The 20,234-nt window shown below is 71.3% G+C and carries 19 protein-coding genes; 11 read left to right on the forward strand and 8 right to left on the reverse strand.

The genetic code is table 11. The features are described 5' to 3' along the window. Positions 1–115 precede the first annotated feature (115 nt). Positions 116–1,510 (reverse strand): aspartate aminotransferase family protein, encoded by a 1,395-nt coding sequence (locus ABC271_RS07050; RefSeq protein ID WP_412924184.1) that lies wholly within the window; start codon positions 1,508–1,510, stop codon positions 116–118. Then, positions 1,507–1,977, reverse strand: coding sequence for an Lrp/AsnC family transcriptional regulator (locus tag ABC271_RS07055; RefSeq protein WP_412924185.1), 471 nt, complete (start codon positions 1,975–1,977; stop codon positions 1,507–1,509). Before ABC271_RS07055 ends, ABC271_RS07050 begins: the two co-directional genes overlap by 4 nt. A 168-nt stretch (positions 1,978–2,145) precedes the next feature. Here ABC271_RS07055 and ABC271_RS07060 point away from each other — a divergent pair, with 168 nt between their 5' ends. Beyond that, positions 2,146–2,853, forward strand: coding sequence for a HEAT repeat domain-containing protein (locus tag ABC271_RS07060; RefSeq protein ID WP_412924186.1), 708 nt, complete (start codon positions 2,146–2,148; stop codon positions 2,851–2,853). Positions 2,854–2,859: 6 nt separating this feature from the next. Here the strand turns inward: ABC271_RS07060 and ABC271_RS07065 are convergent, their stop codons facing one another. From ABC271_RS07065 to ABC271_RS07075, 3 genes are read right to left on the reverse strand one after another with little or no spacing between them, the layout of a single operon-like run. After that, positions 2,860–4,284: a gamma-aminobutyraldehyde dehydrogenase gene (locus ABC271_RS07065; RefSeq protein ID WP_412924187.1), complete on the reverse strand. Its 1,425-nt coding sequence runs from the start codon at positions 4,282–4,284 to the stop codon at positions 2,860–2,862. Beyond that, the gene (locus tag ABC271_RS07070) at positions 4,281–5,636 is read right to left on the reverse strand and encodes an aspartate aminotransferase family protein (protein WP_412924188.1); all 1,356 of its coding nucleotides are present in this window, start codon (positions 5,634–5,636) and stop codon (positions 4,281–4,283) included. The genes ABC271_RS07065 and ABC271_RS07070 overlap by 4 nt, the downstream gene beginning before the upstream one ends. A gap of 25 nt (positions 5,637–5,661) precedes the next feature. Continuing rightward, a complete protein-coding gene (locus ABC271_RS07075) occupies positions 5,662–7,149 on the reverse strand; it encodes a CoA-acylating methylmalonate-semialdehyde dehydrogenase (RefSeq protein ID WP_412924189.1) in 1,488 nt (495 codons plus the stop codon). A 99-nt stretch (positions 7,150–7,248) separates the two neighbouring features. Here ABC271_RS07075 and ABC271_RS07080 point away from each other — a divergent pair, with 99 nt between their 5' ends. The 3 genes from ABC271_RS07080 (at position 7,249) to ABC271_RS07090 (ending at position 12,795) form a co-directional block, all read left to right on the forward strand. Then, complete coding sequence (locus ABC271_RS07080; protein WP_412924190.1) at positions 7,249–8,904, forward strand: PucR family transcriptional regulator ligand-binding domain-containing protein; 1,656 nt, start codon at positions 7,249–7,251, stop codon at positions 8,902–8,904. A 64-nt stretch (positions 8,905–8,968) separates the two neighbouring features. Beyond that, the gene (locus ABC271_RS07085; protein WP_412924191.1) at positions 8,969–10,666 is read left to right on the forward strand and encodes a cellulase family glycosylhydrolase; all 1,698 of its coding nucleotides are present in this window, start codon (positions 8,969–8,971) and stop codon (positions 10,664–10,666) included. 80 nt (positions 10,667–10,746) lie between these two features. Next, positions 10,747–12,795: an ArnT family glycosyltransferase gene (locus tag ABC271_RS07090; RefSeq protein ID WP_412924192.1), complete on the forward strand. Its 2,049-nt coding sequence runs from the start codon at positions 10,747–10,749 to the stop codon at positions 12,793–12,795. Positions 12,796–12,825: 30 nt separating this feature from the next. Here ABC271_RS07090 and ABC271_RS07095 read toward each other — a convergent pair whose 3' ends face one another. Next, positions 12,826–13,623 carry an alpha/beta fold hydrolase gene (locus tag ABC271_RS07095; protein WP_412924193.1) on the reverse strand — a complete coding sequence of 266 codons (798 nt, stop codon included), beginning with the start codon at positions 13,621–13,623 and terminating at the stop codon, positions 12,826–12,828. A gap of 57 nt (positions 13,624–13,680) precedes the next feature. Between ABC271_RS07095 and ABC271_RS07100 the strand changes: the two genes are divergently transcribed. From ABC271_RS07100 to ABC271_RS07120, 5 genes are all read left to right on the forward strand, one after another. After that, on the forward strand, positions 13,681–14,250 hold the full coding sequence (locus tag ABC271_RS07100) for a mismatch-specific DNA-glycosylase (RefSeq protein ID WP_412924194.1): 570 nt from the start codon (positions 13,681–13,683) through the stop codon (positions 14,248–14,250). Between the two features lie 77 nt (positions 14,251–14,327). Beyond that, positions 14,328–14,624 (forward strand): DUF1905 domain-containing protein, encoded by a 297-nt coding sequence (locus ABC271_RS07105; protein ID WP_412924195.1) that lies wholly within the window; start codon positions 14,328–14,330, stop codon positions 14,622–14,624. 4 nt (positions 14,625–14,628) lie between these two features. Further along, complete coding sequence (locus tag ABC271_RS07110; RefSeq protein ID WP_412924196.1) at positions 14,629–15,081, forward strand: prepilin peptidase; 453 nt, start codon at positions 14,629–14,631, stop codon at positions 15,079–15,081. A gap of 131 nt (positions 15,082–15,212) precedes the next feature. Then, positions 15,213–16,235 (forward strand): YhjD/YihY/BrkB family envelope integrity protein, encoded by a 1,023-nt coding sequence (locus ABC271_RS07115; protein ID WP_412924197.1) that lies wholly within the window; start codon positions 15,213–15,215, stop codon positions 16,233–16,235. A 29-nt stretch (positions 16,236–16,264) separates the two neighbouring features. After that, a complete protein-coding gene (locus ABC271_RS07120; RefSeq protein ID WP_412924198.1) occupies positions 16,265–16,972 on the forward strand; it encodes an NAD(P)H-hydrate epimerase in 708 nt (235 codons plus the stop codon). Between the two features lie 89 nt (positions 16,973–17,061). On the opposite strand, the gene ABC271_RS07125 is transcribed toward ABC271_RS07120, so the two are convergent. After that, positions 17,062–17,814: a glutamine amidotransferase gene (locus ABC271_RS07125; RefSeq protein ID WP_412924199.1), complete on the reverse strand. Its 753-nt coding sequence runs from the start codon at positions 17,812–17,814 to the stop codon at positions 17,062–17,064. Positions 17,815–17,885: 71 nt separating this feature from the next. Between ABC271_RS07125 and ABC271_RS07130 the strand changes: the two genes are divergently transcribed. Together ABC271_RS07130 and ABC271_RS07135 are read left to right on the forward strand one after the other, a co-directional pair. Then, a complete protein-coding gene (locus tag ABC271_RS07130; protein WP_412924200.1) occupies positions 17,886–18,113 on the forward strand; it encodes a response regulator in 228 nt (75 codons plus the stop codon). Further along, a complete protein-coding gene (locus ABC271_RS07135) occupies positions 18,110–18,751 on the forward strand; it encodes a CYTH domain-containing protein (RefSeq protein ID WP_412924201.1) in 642 nt (213 codons plus the stop codon). The genes ABC271_RS07130 and ABC271_RS07135 overlap by 4 nt, the downstream gene beginning before the upstream one ends. 80 nt (positions 18,752–18,831) lie before the next feature. Here the strand turns inward: ABC271_RS07135 and lpdA are convergent, their stop codons facing one another. Beyond that, the gene (lpdA, locus tag ABC271_RS07140; RefSeq protein ID WP_412924203.1) at positions 18,832–20,229 is read right to left on the reverse strand and encodes a dihydrolipoyl dehydrogenase; all 1,398 of its coding nucleotides are present in this window, start codon (positions 20,227–20,229) and stop codon (positions 18,832–18,834) included. Positions 20,230–20,234 lie beyond the last annotated feature (5 nt).

Below are 20,234 nucleotides of genomic sequence, written 5' to 3' on the forward strand. Positions count from 1 at the left end.
GGCGGATCCGACCGGGGCGAGTGATGTCGGGTGGAGCTTCGGGTGCACCGCTCGGGGTGGGAGCGGGGGACGAAGAAGCGGATGCCGCCGGGGTGGGGTGGCATCCGCTTCCGCGTCAGAGGCGCGTCCAGGCTTCGGTGAGCGTCGAGCGCAGGATCTGCTCGATCTCGTCGAACTCGGACGGGCCGATCGTCAGTGGCGGGGCGAGCTGGATGACGGGGTCGCCCCGGTCGTCGGCGCGGCAGTAGAGGCCGGCGTCGAAGAGCGCCTTGGAGAGGAAACCGCGCAGCAGGCGCTCGGACTCGTCGTCGTCGAAGGTCTCCTTGGTGACCTTGTCCTTGACGAGTTCGATCCCGAAGAAGTACCCGTCGCCGCGCACGTCGCCGACGATCGGGAGGTCGAGCAGCTTCTCGAGCGTCGAGCGGAAGACGGGGGAGTTCGCGCGCACGTTCTCCAGCAGCCCCTCCTCCTCGAACACGTCGAGGTTCTCCATCGCCACGGCCGACGAGACCGGGTGGCCGCCGAAGGTGTAACCGTGGGGGAACGAGGCGTCGCCGTGCGCGAACGGCTCGTAGACGCGGTCGCTGACGATGGTGCCGCCGAGCGGCGAATACCCGCTGGTGACGGCCTTGGCGAACGTGATCATGTCGGGCTGGTAGTCGTAGGCCTCGGCGCCGAAGTAGTAGCCGAGGCGGCCGAAGGCGCAGATGACCTCGTCGCTGACGAGCAGCACGTCGTACTTGTCGCAGATCTCACGAACCCGCTGGAAGTAGCCGGCCGGGGCGGGGAAGCAGCCGCCGGCGTTCTGCACGGGCTCGAGGAAGACCGCCGCGACGGTCTCGGGACCCTCGAACTGGATCATCTGCTCGATCCGGTCGGCCGCCCACAGTCCGAACTCCTCGGGGCTTCCGCCGCCGAAGCCGGACTCCTCGGCGCGGTAGTAGTTCGTGTTCGGCACGCGGAAACCGCCCGGGGTGACCGGCTCGAACATGTGCTTCATCACCGGCAGGCCCGTGATGGCGAGCGCACCCTGCGTGGTGCCGTGGTAGGCGATCGCCCGCGAGATCACCTTGTGCTTGCTGGGCTTGCCCTGCGTCTTCCAGTACTGCTTGGCGAGCTTGAACGCCGTCTCGACCGCCTCGCCGCCGCCGGTGGAGAAGAACACGTGGTTGAGGTCGCCGGGGGCGAGGTGCGCGATGCGGTCGGCGAGCTCGATCGCCGCCGGGTGGGCGTAGGACCACAACGGGAAGAACGCCAGCTCCTCGGCCTGCTTCGCCGCGGCCTGCGCGATACGGCGACGTCCGTGGCCGGCGTTGACGACGAAGAGGCCCGAGAGACCGTCGATGTACCGCTTGCCCGCGGCATCCCAGATGTGGTGTCCCTCACCCTTGACGATGATGGGGACGCCCGGACCCTCGGTCATCACGGACTGGCGGGCGAAGTGCATCCAGAGGTGGTCGCGGGCCTTCGCCTGAAGATCGGACTGCAGGTCGATTTCGTGAAGCGTCATCGCGTTCCCCAGTTGTAGAGCTGTCGGTGGAGTTTCAAGTACACGAACGTCTCGGTGGCCACGACGTCGGGCAGCGACCGGATGCGATCGTTGAGCAGGTCGATGAGGTCGTCGTCGCTCTCGCAGACGACCTCGACGAGAAGATCGAACGATCCCGCCGTGGAGACGACGTAGGTCACGCCCGGGAGTTCCGCCATCTCGGCCGCGATCACACGGGTGTCACCCGATACGCGGACGCCGATCATCGCCTGGCGGGCGAAGCCGAGCTGGAGCGGGTCGGTGACCGCCACGATCTGCAGGACACCGGCGTCCTGCAGCTTCTGCACGCGTTGGCGCGTGGCGGTCTCGCTGAGGCCGACCGCCTTGCCGATCTCGGCGTAGGAGCGGCGGCCGTCCTCCTGGAGTTGCTCGACGATGGCTTTCGACACGCTGTCGAGAACCGGACGTCGTTCCGTGGAGATGCTCATGATGGGGCGACGGTATCAGTCGTTCACCAGCCGTTTCAATGGTGGATTTGACATTCACCGACCCGTAACAACGCGGAAACCGTCGTTCTCGCGCGCTTGCGCCCGCGACGGGCTCCAGCCGCCCGCAGCATGTCAAGCTGGGCGGGGCGACGAACGGAAGGGTCGGGCATGACGGACGGCGACATCACGGCGGGTCTGCGCGCGGCCCTGGAACGCACGGATGCCTCCGAGCGTCTGCGCGGGGCGATGGATGCCGGCACCCGCCCGAACGACCTCTTCATCGACGTGCTGGTGGACCGGTGCGCGGTCGAGCCCGATTTCTTCGTCCGCGACATGCTCACGTGGGCGCTGACGCGCCACGACGCCGGGCGCGTCGTCCCGGCTGTGGTGCGGGAGCTGGGATCGCCCTTCCCGCAGGCGCGGAGCCAGGGTCTGCACACGCTGTCGAAGATCGGCGACCCGGACACCTGGTCGGCGATCACCCCGGCGCTCCTCCACGACGAGGAGACCGCCGTCGCGCGCGCCGCCTGGCGGGCGGCGGCGGGACTCGTGCCGGATGCCGAGCGGGCCTCGCTCGCCGTCGCGCTCGCGCACCATCTCGGCCAGGGCGACATCGAGACGCGGCGCAGCCTCAGCCGCGCGCTCGTGATGGTGGGGGACGAGGCGCGTCCCGCCGTCGATGCGGCATCCGAGTCCGACGACGAGGACGTCCGCGTCCACGCGCTGGCGACGCGTGCCCTGATGGACGACCCGGATGCCGGGTTCGAGGGCGCCGTGGACCACGCGCGGCGCGTTGCGGCTCTTCGGGACGCACCGGCAGCCGGGCAGCAGCAGGCGCCGGACGCCCCCGACGAGGCGGGAACGCCCGGCGCCTGAGGAGCGTCAGGCCAGGCTCGACATCACGTGCTTGAGGCGCGTGTAGTCCTCGAAGCCGTAGACCGACAGGTCTTTGCCGTACCCGGAGTGCTTGAACCCGCCGTGCGGCATGTCCGACACGAACGGGATGTGCGCGTTGATCCACACGCACCCGAAGTCGAGGTCGCGGCTGAAGCGCATCGCGCGTCCGTGCTCGCGGGTCCAGACGGATGCCGCGAGGGCGTACGGCACGTCGTTGGCCATGTCCAGGGCCTCCGCGTCGTCGTCGAACGACTGCACCGCCAGGACGGGGCCGAAGACCTCCTGCTGCACGAGCTCGTCGTCCTGCCGCAGCCCGGTGACGATGGTCGGGGCGAAGAAGCAGCCGGTGTCGCCGACGCGCACGCCCCCGGTCGCGACCCGCGCGTGCGCGGGCAGTCGGTCGACGAACCCCTGCACGCGCGCCAGCTGGTCGAGGTTGTTGACCGGACCGAAGAACGCGCCCGGGTCGTCCGGTGCACCCACGCGCACGTGCTCGGCGACGTATGCCACGAGGCGCTCCACGAACTCGTCGTGCAGTGAGGAGTGCACGAGCACGCGGGTCGCGGCCGTGCAGTCCTGCCCGGCGTTGAAGAACGCCGCCTGCGCGATCCCGGACGCCGCGGCATCCAGGTCGGCGTCCGCGAAGACGATCGCCGGTGCCTTGCCGCCGAGTTCGAGGTGGACGCGCTTGACCTGCCGCGCCGCGGACTCTGCGACCTGCATGCCCGCGCGCACCGAGCCCGTGATCGCCACGAGCTGCGGCGTCGGGTGCTCGACGAGCGCGCGCCCGGTCTCGCGGTCGCCCAGGACGACGTTGAGCACTCCCGGCGGCAGGATCCCGGCGGCCAGCTCCGCCAGCCGCACCGTGGTCTGCGGCGTCGTCTCGCTGGGCTTGAGCACCACCGTGTTCCCCGCCGCGATCGCCGGGGCGATCTTCCAGATCGCCATGTTCAGCGGATAGTTCCACGGCGTGACCTGCGCGACGACGCCGATCGGCTCGCGGCGCACGTACGACGTGAATCCCTCGGCGTACTCCGCCGCGGCCCGGCCGTCGAGATCGCGCGCGGCCCCGGCGAAGAACCGCAGCTGGTCGACCGATTGATCGATCTCGTCGGCCACGAGCGACGCGCGCGGCTTGCCCGTGTCCTGCGATTCCAGGTCGGCGAACTCCTCGGCATGCTCGGCGAGGGCGTCGGCGAGCCGGAACAGCGCGAGCTGTCGCGCCGCCGGTGTCGTCAGCCGCCACGACGCAAAGGCCCGGGATGCCGCCTGGAAAGCGGCATCCACCTCCCCGGCGGTCGAGCAGGGCGCCTGGCCGTAGACCTCGCCCGTGACGGGGCTCACCAGATCGAGCATCCGCCCGGTGGACGGGGTCGCCACCCCGTCCACCACATTGCTCAACGTCTTCACGCCGTGGCCGCCTCGTCGGCGACGGTCAGTGCCTCGTCGATGATGTCGAGGCCGCGGACGAGCTCGTCCTCGGTGATGACGAGCGGCGGGGCGACGTGCACACGGTTGAAGTGCGTGAAGGGCCACAGGCCGGCCTTCTTGCACGCCGCGGCGAACGCGGCCATGGGGGCGGCGTCCGCCCCGGCGGCGTTGAACGGCACGAGGGGTTCGCGCGTCTCGCGGTCGCGCACGAGCTCGATCGCCCAGAACAGCCCGCGACCGCGCACCTCGCCGATCGACGGGTGCTTCTCGGTCATCTCCCGCAGACGCGGGCCGACGACGCGCTCGCCGAGGTCGCGCACCCGCTCGAGGATCCCGTCGCGGCGGAACACCTCGAACGTCGCGATCCCGGGGGCGCAGGCCAGCGGGTGGCCCGAGTACGTCAGGCCGCCGGGGAAGGTCACAGTGTCGAAGTGGCTGGCGATGGCATCCGAGATCACCACTCCGCCCAGCGGCACGTAGCCGGAGTTGATGCCCTTGGCGAAGGTGATGAGGTCGGGGACGACGTCGAACGCGTCGACCGCGAACCACTCTCCGATGCGGCCGAAGCCCACCATGACCTCGTCGGCGATGTAGACGATGCCGTACTTGTCGCACAGGGCGCGCACACCCGGCAGATAGCCGGGCGGGGGCACGAGCACGCCGTTGGTGCCGACGACGGTCTCGAGGATGATCGCTCCGATCGTCGAAGCCCCCTCGAGGATGATCGTCTGCTCGAGGTGCTCGAGAGCGCGGGCGGTCTCCTCCTCCTCGGAGGCGGAGTGGAACGCCGAGCGGTAGGCGTACGGGCCGAAGAAGTGCACGACCGAGGCGTCGGCCGGCTCGTTGGCCCAGCGGCGCGGGTCACCGGTGAGGGTGATCGCCGTCGAGGTGTTGCCGTGGTAGCTGCGGTACATCGCCAGTACCTTGCGCTTGCCGGTGACCAGGCGCGCCATACGGACGGCGTTCTCGTTGGCATCCGCCCCGCCGTTGGTGAAGAACACCTTCGACATGCCGGCGGGAGCGACCTCGGAGATGAGGCGGGCCAGTTCGCCCCGCGTGCCGTTGGCCATCGCGGGCTGGATCGTGGCGAGCTCGCCCGCCTGTCGCTGGATCGCCTCGACGAGGTCGGGGTGCTGGTGGCCGAGGTTCAGGTTCACCAGCTGCGATGCGAAGTCGAGGTAGCGGTTGCCGGAGTAGTCCCAGAAGGTCGCGCCCCCGCCGCCGGCGACGGGGAGCGGGTCGATGAGGGCCTGGGCGCTCCAGGAGTGGAAGACGTGCGCGCGATCGTCGGCGCGGACCTGCGCCTCGGCGGCGGGGTCGGTGATGGTCATGGTGTCTCCTTCGGATGCCGCGGACTCAGTGGTTGCTCGGGAAACCGAGGCTGATCTGGCTCTCGCTGGGGTCGGGCCACCGGGTGGTGACGACCTTGCTGCGCGTGTAGAAGTGGATCGACTCGGGGCCGTAGATGTGCGAGTCGCCGAAGAGCGAGTTGCGCCAGCCGCCGAAGGAGAATGCGCCGACGGGGACGGGGATCGGCACGTTCACGCCGACCATACCCACCTCGATGTCGAACTCGAACTGGCGTGCGGTGCCGCCGTCGCGCGTGAACACCGCGGTGCCGTTGGCGAAGGGGCTCGTGTTGATGAGGTCGACGGCCTCGTCGTAGCTCGCCACCCGGACGACCGAGAGGACGGGGCCGAAGATCTCGTCGTCGTACACCTTCATGCCCGGGGCGACGCGGTCCACGAGCGAGACCCCGATGAAGAATCCGTCGCCGTCGAACTGCTGCGTCGTCCCGTCGACGACGACCTCGGCACCCTCGGACGCTGCGCCGGTCACGTACGAGGCCACCTTGTCCCGGTGCGCGCGCGTGATGAGCGGACCCATCTCGCTCGCGGCATCCGTTCCGGGGCCGATCTTGAGGCCCTCGATGCGGGAGGCGACCTTCTCCACAAGCGCGTCGGCCACGTCATCGCCCACCGCGACGAGCACCGAGACGGCCATGCAGCGCTCGCCGGCCGAGCCGTACGCGGCCGAGACGGCGGCGTCGGCGGCCGAGTCGAGGTCGGCGTCGGGCATGACGACCATGTGGTTCTTCGCGCCGCCGAGGGCCTGCACGCGCTTACCGTTCTCGGCCGCACGCGAGTAGATCGACCTCGCGATCGGGGTGGAGCCGACGAAGCTCACCGCGCGGACGTCGGGGGAGTCCAGCAGCGCGTCCACGGCCACCTTGTCGCCGTGCACGACGTTGAGGACACCGGCGGGGAGGCCCGCCTCCTCGAACAGCTTCGCCAGGAAGATCGACGCCGAGGGGTCTTTCTCGCTGGGCTTGAGCACGACCGTGTTGCCACAGGCGATGGCCGAGGCGGTCATCCACAGCGGCACCATCACCGGGAAGTTGAACGGAGTGATCGCAGCGACGACGCCGACGGGCTGCTTGACCGAGTGCACGTCGACGCCGCGGCTGACCTGCTCGGCGTGCTCGCCCTTGAGCAGGTGCACGAGCCCGGCGGCGAACTCGACGTTCTCGATGCCGCGGCTGATCTCGCCCTTGGCATCCGAGAGCACCTTGCCGTGCTCCGCGGTGATGATGGCGGCGAGTTCGTCGGTGCGCTCGACGAGGAGGTGGCGGAGCCGGAAGAACACGTCGGCGCGCTTGATGAGGCTCGTCGCCCGCCACCCGGGCAGCGCCGCCTTCGCGGCGGCGATGGCCTCGTCGACCTCGGCGGTCGAGGCGAAGGCGACCTGGGCCTGCACGCGACCCGTGGAGGGGTCGAAGACATCGCCCGTGCGCTCCGCGGCGCCGTGGGCGGCACCGTTGATGTGGTGGTGGATGACGGTCATGCGGATCCTCCTCGAGATTCTCGGTCGTCCGGACAGATCGACCGGGGGCGCCGTAGGGTGTTCACTGCCGATTCTGCGGCACGGAAGGGGCGAGCGCGCATGGCTGATCGTCGCGAAGATGAGCGCTCCCGGACAGATCGTCCGGATGCCGGGGAGACCCCGGGGGACCGAGGGTTGCCCACCCTCGGCGAGGTGCTGGAGTCTTCCGCGCTCGCCGCCGGGGCGCCCGAGGTCCTCGTCGGCGGCGGGGCGCTGTCGACGCCCGTGCGGTGGGTGCACGTCTCGGACAGCCCGAGCGCGGCGCGCCTCCTCGAGGGCGGGGAGCTGCTCCTGACGACGGCGTCGGCGTGGCCCGCGGAACCGGCGGACCTGCGGACCCTGGTGGCCGAGTTCGTGCGCGCGGGCCTGGTCGGGATCGTCATCGAGCTCGGCGCGCACTACCGCTACGTGCCCGCCGTCGTGGTCGAGGCCGCGGCGGCCGCGGGACTCGCCCTGGTCGCGCTCCATCGCGAGATCAAGTTCGTCGCCGTGACCGAGCAGGTGCATCGGCGCATCATCGACGACCAGACGGCGGCCCTGCGCGCCCGCGACGACGTCCGCACCCTCTTCACCTCCCTCGCCCTGCGCGGCGCCCCCGCCGACTACGTCGTGGAGCGGCTCGCCCACACGCTGCGCGCGCCCGTCGTGTTGGAATCTCTGGCGCACGAAGTGATCGTCGCCGATCTCGCGGGCGCCGAGCCGGCGGTCCTGAGCGACTGGCAGGAGCGATCACGCCGCTTCGGCGACGACGGTGACGACGGCCGCTCGATCGTGCCGGTGGAGGCCCGTGGCATCCGGTGGGCGACGCTCGTCGCTCTCGCGGGCCCGGGGCATCCGGCCGGCCGTCGGGCCGTGCTCGAGCAGGGTGCGACCGCGCTCGCCCTCGGCCGCCTCGCCGATCCCGACGGTGACGACTGGGCGCGGCTCGGCCGCCGCCGTCTGATGGACGCGCTGCTGGGCGGACGCTACGGTTCCGCCGAGGAGGTCGTCGCCCTGCTGGGGGCCGCGCGCGTCGACCTCACCGATACTGCGCTGATCGGCCTCGCGGCCGACGGCTCCACGGCCGCCGCCGTCGAGGCTGCGGCGGCCGACCTCGGCGGGCGTGCGCTGTGCGGGACGCCCCGCGGAGCGAGCGAGCGGGCGGCGGGATGGATGCCGATCCTGCTGGCCGTGCCCGCGTCGGCGACCTTCGCGGGTGCCGCGGCCGAACGCTTCCTCGCACGCCTGCGCGGGGATGGGTCGCCGCCCCGGCTGTCGGTCGGTCCTCGTGTCGACGGCGCGGCGGGCGAGGCGGCCGTGCCCGCCCTGCTCGATTCCCTCGAGCAGGCGCTCGACCTCGCCGAAGTGGGCGATCTCCCCGACGGCGAAGTGCACTGGGTCGTGCGGCATCCGCTCGTCCGGTTCGTGTCGTCGCTGCGGGGGGATCACCGCCTGCTCGAGCACGGCGAGCTCCTCCTCGCCCCCGTGCTGGCGGCCCCGCCCGCCCGGCGTCGCGACCTGCTCGCCGCGCTGTCCGCGATCGTGGCCCACCCCGGCAATCGCACCGCCGCGGCGGCGGCGGCGCACGTTTCGCGCTCGGTGTTCTACCAGCGCCTCGACCTCGCCGAGCGGGTGCTGGGCGTCGATCTCGATGACGGGGAGGTGTTGGCGGCGCTGCACCTCGCCCTCGTCGTGCACCGGGCCCATCGTTCGCCGCGCTCCGCCGACGGGCGATGAGCGTGGGGGCGATGCCCGGCGGCGTTCGCGACCGCTACGATGACCCGAACGGGCAGGGGCAGATGTGGCGGAACAGCGGACGTGGGTGCGGCGCGCGTGGATGCGTGCGGCCGCCGTGGCGTCGGTCGCCGGGCTGCTGATGGTCGGGGCGGTGGCAGCGCCGGCGGCCTCGGCCGCGAGCCTGCCGGGATGGCTGTCCACCCGCGGATCGACCATCATCACGTCCACCGGCAGCCCCTACACGATCAAGGCCGCCGCTTGGTTCGGCATGGAGACGTCGAACTGCGCCCCGCACGGGCTGTGGTCGATCTCACTGGACGAGGGGCTGACGACGATCGCCGGGATGGGCTTCAACACCCTTCGGTTGCCGTTCTCCACGGAGTGCTTGGCGGCGTCCGCGACGACCTCGATCAACGCCTACGTCAACCCGGGGCTCGACAAGCTGACGCCGCTCCAGCTGTTGGACACCGTGATCGCGCGGGCGAAGGCGCGGGGACTTTCGGTCATCCTCGATCGCCACCGTCCCGACTCGGGATCGCAGAGCGAGCTCTGGTACACCGCGCAGTACTCGGAGAAGCGGTGGATCGACGACTGGACGATGCTCGCCGCGCGCTACAAGAACGATTCCACCGTCATCGGCGTCGACCTGCACAACGAACCGCACGGGCCGGCGTGCTGGAACTGCGGCGATCCCGCGCGCGACTGGCGCGCGGCGGCGACGCGGGCGGGGAACGCCGTCCTCGCGGTCAACCCGCGTCTGCTGATCGTCATCGAGGGCGTCGAGCGGCAGAACGACGGCTCGAGCACCTGGTGGGGCGGCGGGCTCAAAGACGTCCGGAACGCACCGGTGACGCTGTCGGTCGCCAACCAGGTCGTGTACTCGCCGCACGACTATCCGGCGTCGGTGCACGCGCAGTCGTGGTTCTCGGATCCGCGCTACCCCGCGAATCTCGAGCCGTTGTGGGATGCCAACTGGGGCTATCTCGCGAAAGAGAACATCGCGCCCGTCCTTCTCGGTGAATTCGGCACGAAGTTGGAGACCCCGAGCGACGCGACCTGGCTGTCGACGCTCGTGGGCTACATCGCCAAACGCGGGATCAGCTACGCCTACTGGTCGTTCAACCCCAACAGCGGCGACACCGGCGGACTCGTGGCAGACGACTGGCGTACCCCGCAGGCGGCGAAGCTGAAGGCTCTCCAGCCCATCCTCACGCCGGTCGCGCAGCCGACCCCCACCCCCTCCGTCACGCCGAAGCCGACCGCGTCGCCGAAGCCGACCGTGACGCCGAAGCCGAAGCCGACGTCGACCGCAACGCCGAAGCCGACCGCGTCGCCGACGCCGAAGCCCACGACCACCCCCAAGCCGACGTTCACGCCGACCCCGAAGCCGACGTCCACGCCGAAGCCGACGTCCACGCCGAAGCCGACCGCGACGCCGAAGCCGACCGTGAGCTCCGCTCCCGCCGCGATCGCGGCCACCTGGATCCCGCAGAGCTCGTGGGGCGAGGGGTACGTCGCCGAGCTGACGGTCACCGCAACGGGTGGCGCGGTGACGGCGTGGACGGTGTCGTGGTCCTCCCCGGGGGCGACGGCGGTGACGAACGCGTGGGGCATGACGTGCGACGTCCGTTCGAGCACCGTGACGTGCCGTGGGGACGGGTGGGCCAGCGCGCTCGCCCCCGGGCAGACCGTACGGGTGGGCGTGCAGATGGCGGCCACGGCGGCGCCCAACGCTCCCCGGCTCAGCGTCACCGCCCGGTGATGCACCGCATCGCGGCATCCATCGCTCGTCCATAGGGAGCGCAGGGCGTCGGTTAGTGGTCGGATGCCTACGATGCGCCGGTGACCGCCGCACTCACCATTCCGCACACCCCGATGGCCCGGACCGCCACGGCCCCGCCGCCGCGTGGCGGTGGTTGGGTGTGGGGCCTCGTCGCCATCGGTACCCTGGCGCTCGTGCTGACCGCCTGGCAGGTGTGGGACGGCGCGCCCTCGGACTATTACGCCTCCATCGCGGTGTCGATGAGCCAGTCCTGGTCGAACTTCTTCTTCGGGGCCATGGACCCGGCGGGCACCGTCACGCTCGACAAGATCCCGGGGTCGTTCTGGATCCCGGCCCTCTTCGTGAAGGTGTTCGGCTACTCGGCGTGGGCGGTGATCCTCCCCAACGCCCTCGCGGCCGTCGGTGCGGCGCTGATCACCGCCGTCACGGCCCGTCGCCTCGCGGGCACGCGGGCGGGTCTGTTCGCGGGCGCGATCGTCGCGGTGACGCCGATCCTCGTCGCGGTCGCACGCTCGAACCAGCCGGAGTCGTTCTTCGTGCTGGGGTTGTCGATCACGGCGTGGGCGGCGGTCCGAGCCGTCCAGGCGCGCAGTCTCGGGTGGTTGGTCGTCGCGGGGGCGGCGGTCGGGCTGTCGTTCCAGTTCTACATGCTCGAAGCATGGGCGGTGTGGCCCGCGCTCGTCGCGGCGTACCTGTGCACCGCGCAGCCGTGGCGGCGTCGGATCGGCCACCTCCTCGCCGCGGGCGCCGTCAGTGCCGTCGCGTCGCTGTGGTGGGTCGTGATCGTGTCGCTGGTCCCGGCGGGGAGCCGCCCCTACATCGGCAGCACCCTCGGCAACGATCCGTGGGAGATGGTGTTCGGGTACAACGGACTCGGCCGCTTCGGTGCGACGGACGACAGCTCCGCGTACGAGTCGTTCACTCCGCCCTTCTCCGGCAGCCCCGGCGTGTTGCGTCTGTTCAACGCGCAGCTGGCGGGTCAGATCGCCTGGCTGATCCCCGCGGCCCTCATCGCGCTCGTCGTGCTGTGGATCCTTCGCTTCCCCCGACCCCTGACCGTGTTGCTGACGGTGTGGACCCTCACCTTCGGAGCGATGTTCTCGACCGTCGCGGGAATGCACCAGTTCTACACGGCCGCCCTCGCCGTTCCCCTCGGACTCGTCGTGGCGACCGCGCTCGCGGCGAGTCGGCGGGCGGGGAAGACCTGGCCCGTCGCGACGATCGTGGCCGTCGCCGCGGTGACCGCGCTCGCCATCGGCTTCTCCGTGGGCGGGTACAGTATCCCCGTTGCGCTCGCGCAGGCCGTCGCGGCGGTCGTCGCCCTCGCGCTGCTGTTCACCCGCCACCGCACGCGGATCGCGACCACCGCGGCGATGCTCGTGGGGCTGCTTCTGACTCCCACGGTGTGGTCGGCCGTGACGATCGCCCACCCGAGCTCGATCAACCCGGTCGCCGGCGGGGTGTCCGAGATGGCGTCGGGGTTCGGCGGCCGCGGGGGCGCCGCGGCGGGCGGGAGTGGCTTCGCCGGCGCGGCGAACGGCGGTCCTGCCGCGGGCGGATTCGCCGGAGCCCCGAACGGTGGACCGGGTGCGAGCGGATACGGCCGTTTCCCCGGGGCGCCCACCGGCGGCGCCGCGCGAGACGGCCGGGGTGGTGGCGGAGCCGACGGCCGCACCGGCGGGCTCGGCGGGTTCGGCGGCGACACCAGCGCGTTGCTGTCGTGGCTCGAGACGAACCGGGGTGGGGCGACCTACCTCGCGGCGACCTTCGGGGCGCAGACTGCGGCGCAGCTCATCGTGGCGTCGGACGGCGAATCCGTCCTCCCGATCGGCGGCTTCAACGGCACGGACGCGGCACCGACCCTCGACCGGTTCATCTCGCTAATCGAGAGCGGGCAGCTGCGGTACGTCATCGGCGGTCAGGACCGCGTCGGCGGTCCGGGCGGGGGAGCCTTCGGTGCGGCGAACGGCAGCGGTGCTGCCACCTCCTCCACGGGCACGACCTCGGCACAGATCCGCGCGTGGGTGGAGCAGAACTGCACGCCCGCGACGGATGCTCCGACCACCGTGTACGTCTGCAGCTCGGGCACCGGCGACGATGGCGCGTGACCCCGCCCGCTCTCCGCGCGGGGTGGGCGCTCAGATGTCGCGGGCGAGGAACGCGACCCCGGCCTCGCGGAAGGCGCGGGCACCGGGGGCGTTGACGTGGTGCCGCCCCGGGATGTCGACGAACTCCCCGTGCGGGAGGAGACCGGCCAGGCGCGTCGACTGGTCGTGGATGGGGTCCTCGGTGCCGGTGGCGATGAGCACCGGCTGCTGCGGCGGCGATGCGGGGTCGGGATCCGTCTGGCCGAGGCGCATTCCCTCGGCGATCGCGACGAGGGCACGAAGGTCGTTGCCCGGCACGCGGTCGGCGAGCGACATGTAGCGCAGGGTGGTGGCATCCTGAACCGGTTCGCCGTGATCGAGGAACGCCCGCGCCTGATCGACCTGGAGCCGCGCGAGCGGCCGGCCGTCCGGGATGCCGCCGAGCACCGCGCGTTCGACGTGCTCGGGCGCGTCGACGGCGAGCTGCCATCCGACTCGGCCGCCGAGCGAGTACCCGAGGTAACGCACCTGGTCGACCAGGTAGGTGTCGAGGACCGCGACGAGGTCGGAGACGAGCGCGCTCATGCGGTAGGCGTCGGCGTCGTGAGGTTTGTCGCTCAGGCCGTGGCCGCGTTGGTCGGCGGCGAGCACCCGGAAGCCCGCGCGCAGAAGATCGCGAACCCAACCGGTGTTGACCCAGTTGTCGCGCGTGCTCGACCCGAAGCCGTGGACGCACAGCACCGGGGGCGCCTCGGGGTCTCCCCACGAGTAGGTCGCGAGGCGGATGTTGTCGCCCACGATGACGAACTGGGCGGGAGGGACCTCGGTCAGAGCCGGAACGACATCCATTCCGCCGATCCTGGCACAACCGCGCATCGGGCGGAGGAATGTGGTCATAGTGGTCTCGTGGGGTATTCACGCGCCGAACTGGAGTCGTACCGGGATGCCACGATCCCCGACCTCGTCGGGCCCGGGCTCCGGTTGCTCTTCGTGGGCATCAACCCCGGTCTGTGGACGGCGGCCACCGGTACGCCGTTCGCCCGGCCGGGCAACCGGTTCTGGCCCGCGCTGGTCGCGGCGGGGATCCTCCCGCGCCTCCCCGCCCATACCGGACCCCTCGACGACGCCGACCGCGCCATGATCCTCGCGGCCGGCATCGGTGTGAGCAACCTCGTCGCCCGGGCGACGGCGCGCGCCGACGAACTCGGCCGCGAGGAACTCCGCGCGGGCGCCGCGGCGCTGGAGACCCGTGTGGCCGCCCTCGCTCCGCGCGCCGTAGCCGTCGTCGGCCTCACCGCCTACCGTCAGGGTTTCGAACGCCCGAAGGCCGTCGCGGGGCGGCAGGACGAGAGCATCGCGGGAGTGCCCACGTGGGTGCTGCCGAACCCGAGTGGTCTCAACGCTCACGACACCGTCGCCTCTCTCGCGCTGGCCTACGCCGACCCGGCGCGTGCCGCGGGGATCCTGCCGGCGTGACGGCTCCTCCCCGGGGGAGAACGGCGTGGGCGGCTCCGGGCGCCGGGGTAGGGTGACGCGATCGGAAGGAGACGCGGGTGATCGTGGAGTTCGAGGGAGAGGTCTTCCGGTGGGCCGCGCGGCTCGACAGCGACTGGTACTTCGTCGCCCTGCCGCTCGATCTCAGCGAAGCCGTCCGCGAGACCCAGACCTACCGTCGTGGCTTCGGGGGTGTCCGCGTGGAGGCCACGATCGGGTCGTCGACCTGGCGGACCTCGGTGTTCCCCCAGTCCGACGGGGCGTACGTCCTGCCGCTGAAACGCGCGGTCCGCGACCGAGAGGGGATCGAGCCCGACGGGATCGTCCTCGTCCATCTGTCGGTCGTCGACGCGTAACCGCGTGCTCGGCGTCGCCCTCGCCTCCTTCGCGGCCCTGAGCGTCGTCCTCGCCGTCGTCGACCTCCGCCACCATCGCCTCCCGCACGTCCTCGTGCTCCCCGGCCTCGCGCTCGCGCTGGGGTTGCTGACCGCCACGGCACTCGCCGACGGCGCATTCGAACGCGTCGCGGGCGTGTGGGGCGGGGCGGCATCCGCGTTCCTCGTCTGCCTCCTGCTGCACGGGGTCCGGCCCGCGGCCTTCGGCGGCGGCGACGTCACGCTCTCCGCGCTCGTCGGCGCCCATCTCGGGTGGTTCGGAGCGGATGCCGTGATCACGGGACTCGTCGCGGGCTTCGCGTGCGGCGGAGCCGCCGCCGCGGGAGCGCTGCTCGCCGGGCTACGGCGCGCCGAGGTCGCCTTCGGGCCGCCGTTGCTGGTGGGGGCGTGGTGGGTGCTCCTGAGGGCGATGACGTGACGGGCTCACCTCCACGCCCCCGCGTTCTCGCCCATCGCCGCCGAGATTCTCCGAGCGTCGCGCGGTTCGGCGATTCCGCTGCTCGGTCAACCCCGAACGGAGAATCCGCGCGCCCCGCTTAGCCTGAGGAAATGGCTGACCTCCTCCGTCGCGTCACCGCGTGGGCGCTGCAGCAGCGTCTGGTGCGCGCCTACCTCGTTTACGCGGGGCGGCGCGGACCCATCCTCGCCGACAGCGTGACCTACCGCACCCTCTTCAGCGTCTTCGCCGGTGTGCTCATCGGATTCTCGTTCGCGGCCCTGTGGCTCGCGGGGAACCCGGACGGGCTCGCCGCTCTCGTGCGCGCCGTGGACAGCGCCATCCCGGGCCTGGTCGGCCCCGACGGTCTCATCGACGTCGCCGATATCAAGGCGCCCGCGGGCTTCACCATCGCGGGCATCCTCGGTTCGCTCGGCCTCGTCGGCGCCGCGATCGGCGCGGTCGGATCGCTCCGGTCGGCGCTCCGACAGATCGCCGACGTCACGACCGAGGACACGTTCATCGTCTGGGTGATCCTGCGCAACCTGGCGCTCGCGATCGGCGTCGGCGTCGCACTCGCGGCGGCCGCGGCCGTGACCTTCCTCGCGACCGCGGGGCTGACGGTCGTGCGTGACTGGCTGGGCATCTCCGCGGATTCGTGGGTCACCGGCATCCTGACCTGGCTGGTCTCGACTCTCGTCGTCCTCGCGCTCGACTCCGCGGTCGTCGCCGCGGCGTTCGCGCTGCTCTCCGGACTGAGGGTGCGGCGGGCGACGCTGCTGCGCGGCGCGCTCCTCGGCGGGATCGGGCTCGTCGTGCTGCAGCAGTTGTCGGGGCTGTTCGTCGGGGGCGCCGGCAGCAATCCGCTGCTCGCGACCTTCGCCGCTCTCATCGCGCTGCTGCTGTGGCTCAATCTCTCCAGCCAGGTGATCCTGCTCGCCGGTGCCTACATCACGGTGGGACACGAGGAGGACGAGGACCGGGTGCGCGCGAAGTACGCGGCCTCGACGCTCGTGCAGTTCCGTGTGCAGCGCGCCGAGCGGGCCGTGCAGGCGGCCGTCGGCGAACTGGATGCCGCCCGCGAGGCGGAGACGAAGGAACGCGAGACGATCGCGAAGAATACCGCCCACGACTGACCTCGCCGCACGCGTCTAGGGTGGGCCACATGACCGAGCGCATCGTCGCTTACACCGCCGACACGATCCGTGCGGCGGAGGCGCCGCTCCTCGCCGCCGGCCGTCCGCTCATGCGTGAGGCCGCCCGCGCGCTCGCCCGGGTCGTCGCCGACGAGCTCGTCCGGACGCCCGGGCCCGTCCTGGTCCTTGCCGGATCGGGGGACAACGGGGGAGACGTGCTCTTCGCCGCCGCGCACATCGCCCGCGAGGGCACCCGCGTGGATGTCGTGCTCACCCGCGACCGCGTTCATCGCGAGGCACTCGACACGGCCCTCGCCGCGGGGGCCCGGCTCCGGGATGCCTCGGAGATCTGCGCCGCCGGGTCGGATCACGTGCTGGTGCTCGACGGCATCCTGGGCATCGGCGCCTCCGCCGATCCACGCTTGCGGGGGACCGCCCGCGCCGTCGTCGAGGCGCTCCTGCCGGCAGTGATCGAGGGACGCGTGCGGGTCGTGGCCGCCGACCTTCCCAGCGGGCTGCACCCCGATTCGGGCGAGGCGGATGCCGCCGTCCTTCCCGCCGACATCACGGTGACGTTCGGGGCGGTGAAAGCGGGGTTGCTGCGCGGACGCGGTCCCGAGCTCTCCGGTCGCCTGGTGCTGGTGGACCTCGGGCTCGAGCCGCAGCTGCGGCTCGTGCACCCCGCGATCACCGCGGTCGTGCCGGTCGTGCGGCGGGCTCCGGCCGAGCGGGCGTAGCGCGCCGCGGGCGCGTCAGGCGGCCACGCGAGCGGTCGGGTGGGTGCGGCGCCGCGTCGAGCGCTGCGCGGACCGGAGCGTGGTCCGGGTCAGCGCGCGTAGCGCTCGACGAACGTGCGGAGGATGCGACCCGTCGCCGTGACGGGCGCGCGCCGGACGGCCGCGAGGGTCAGGTCGAGCTCGTCGGGCGCGAAGTATCCGTACGACGCGTACGCGTGGATGCGTGTGACGATGCCGGCGAGATCGAGTTCGGGATGGAACTGCGTCGCGTAGACGTTCTCGCCGACGCGGAACATCTGGACCGGGCACGTGGGGGAGGATGCCAGCAGCGTCGCCGCCGGGGGAAGCGCGGAGATCGCCTCCTTGTGCCCCACGAACGCGGCGAAGCCTTCGGGCATACCGGCGAGCAGCGGGTCGGCGCGGCCGGCCTCCGACAGCGACACGTCCACCACGCCGATGGATTCGGCGTAGGTGCCGTCGATGGGGGCGCCCAGGTGCGTTCCGAGGGTGCCGACGCCGTAACAGGCGCCGAGGAACGGCGCATCCCGCGCGACGACCTCGTCGACCAGCGCGGCCATCTCGGCCTCGACCCGTCGCTGCACCGCCGACTTCTCCTCCCACGGGTCGGACGCGTTGAACGGGCTCCCTCCGACCAGGATGCCGGCGACCTCATCGAGGTCGATCTCGGGCATCGGATCGCGCTCGAGCCGGACGCGACGCAGCCGCCCGGGAGGCAGGCCGGTGAACCGCAGGAACAGCGCGTATTCCTCGTCCGCGGGAAGGTCTTGCGCGCGCGTCGCGAGGAGCACGAACGGCTTGTCGCCGGGGAGGTCCGCGCTCATCACCCGAGCGAGTCTAGGCGAGGGGTGTCAAGGCGCGGGCCGCGCGCGAGGGCCCGGTCTACGCTGGGCACATGGCTATTGCACGACTGACCGGAGGCCCGCTCGACGGGCAGGTGATCCCGCTCGAGAACGAGTCCGATGACACGCTGATCATGCCCTACAGCGAGGGGCAGCTCGTCTACCGTCGCGAAGGCGGGCTGGAGAACACCGGCGAGTCCGACGGCCCCACGCAGGCGGTCTACGCCTATGTCGAGGAGACCGAGGACATCAACCCGGATGTCGACGGACGCGACGATTGAGTAAAGGCGCGCCGGGGTCTTCGTCGGTCGAGGTCGAGTCGAAGTACGACGTCGAGTCCGACACGCCCCTTCCCGATTGGTCGGCGGTTCCCGGCGTCGCCCGCGTGGGCGAGGCCGAGCCGCGTGTCCTGGACGCGCGCTACGTCGACACCGCCGACGCCGACCTGGCGCGCAACGGCGTCGCCGTGCGTCGCCGCCAGGGTGGACCCGACGCGGGGTGGCACATCAAGGCTCCCGCCGAGGGCGGTCGCTCGGAGACGCAGTGGCCGCTCGGCGACATCGGCGATCCCGACGCCGACCCGGTGGTTCCGGATGAGATCCAGGATGCCGTCGCCGGCTGGGCACGGGGACCCTTCGTCCCGCTCGCACGCGTGCGCAACCATCGCACGGCGTACGCGCTGCTCGACGCGGACGGGGGTATCGTCGCGGAGTTCGTCGACGACCGCGTCCGAGCGCTCGACGAACGCCGCGGCGTGGAATCGGAGTGGCGCGAGTGGGAGGTGGAGCTGGGTCCCGCCGGTCCCGCCGATGACGCCGGTCGCACGGCCCTTTTCGCGGCGGTCGACGCGGCGGTCTTCGCCGCCGGTGGTCGGCCCGCGGCATCCGGTTCGAAGCTGGCCCGCACCCTCGGCCACTGACACGAAGTCGCAGACGACGACGGCCCCCGACCCGCTCTCTCGAGTGGGTCAGGGGCCGTCGGACGTTGCGACCGGTCGGGTCAGAGGTTGATCATGTGGCCGACGAGACCGTGGAAGGCCTCCTGCAGGCCTTCCGACAGCGTCGGGTGCGTGTGCACGTTACGCGCGGCCTCGAGGGCGGTGAGGTCCCACTTCTGCGCGAGCGTCAGCTCGGGGAGCAGCTCGGAGACGTCGGGGCCGATGAGGTGGCCGCCGATGAGCTCGAGCGTCTCGGCGTCGGCGACGAGCTTGACGAAGCCGACGGGCTCGCCCAGGCCGTTGGCCTTGCCGTTGGCCGAGAACGGGAACTTCGCGACCTTGATGTCGTGGCCGGCGTCGCGCGCCTGCTGCTCCGTCAGGCCGAACGAGGCGACCTGCGGGTTGCAGAAGGTGGCGCGGGGCATGTTCCGGTAGTCGCCCAGGGTCTGCGTCTCGGCGCCTCCGATGGTCTCGGCCGCCACGACGCCCTGCGCCTCGGCGACGTGCGCGAGCTGCAGCTTCGCGGTGACGTCGCCGATGGCGTAGATGTGCGGGACGTTGGTGCGCATGTGGTCGTCGATGTCGATCGCGCCGCGCTCGGTGAGCTTCACACCGGTGTTCTCGAGACCGAAGCCGTCGACCTTGGGCGCGAAACCGATCGACATGAGCACGCGGTCGGCGTCGATCGAGCCGGTCGTGCCGTCCTTGCCGGTGTAGGCGACGGTGACCTTGTCGCCGTGGTCGGTGACGGAGTCGACCTTGGTGGAGGTGAGGATGTCGACGCCGTAGCTCTTGTACTGCCGCTGGATCTCCTTCGAGACCTCGGCGTCCTCGTTGGGGAGGGCACGGTCGAGGAACTCGATGATCGTGACCTTGACGCCGTAGTTCGTCAGGACGTAGGCGAACTCCATGCCGATGGCGCCGGCCCCGACGATGACGATGGAGCCGGGCAGTTCGCGGTTGAGGATCTGCTCCTCGTAGGTCACGACGTTCTCGGACAGCGTCACGCCGGGCAGGAGGCGCACGGTCGAGCCGGTGGCGATGATGACGTTGTCGAAGGTGACCTGTTCCTTCGAGCCGTCGGCCTTGGTGACATCCAGGGTGTGGTCGTCGACGAAGTGACCGCGGCCCTCGTACTCGGTGACCTTGTTCTTCTTCATCAGGTAGTGGATGCCCTTGACGTGGCCGGCCGCGACCGACCGGGACCGGTCGAAGGCGGTGCCGAAGTCGAAGTGCACGTCACCCGAGATGCCGAACAGGTCGGCCTTCGCGTGGAACGTGTGCGCGAGGTCGGCGTTGCGCAGCAGAGCCTTGGAGGGGATGCAGCCGACGTTCAGGCACACACCACCCCAGTACTTCTCTTCGATGACCGCGACCGACAGCCCCAGCTGCGCGCCGCGCACGGCTGCGACGTACCCGCCGGGACCCGCACCAAGAATGACCAGATCGTAATGAGGCATGCCCT

Source organism: Microbacterium canaveralium (assembly GCF_047238045.1).
Classification (GTDB): Bacteria; Actinomycetota; Actinomycetes; order Actinomycetales; family Microbacteriaceae; genus Microbacterium.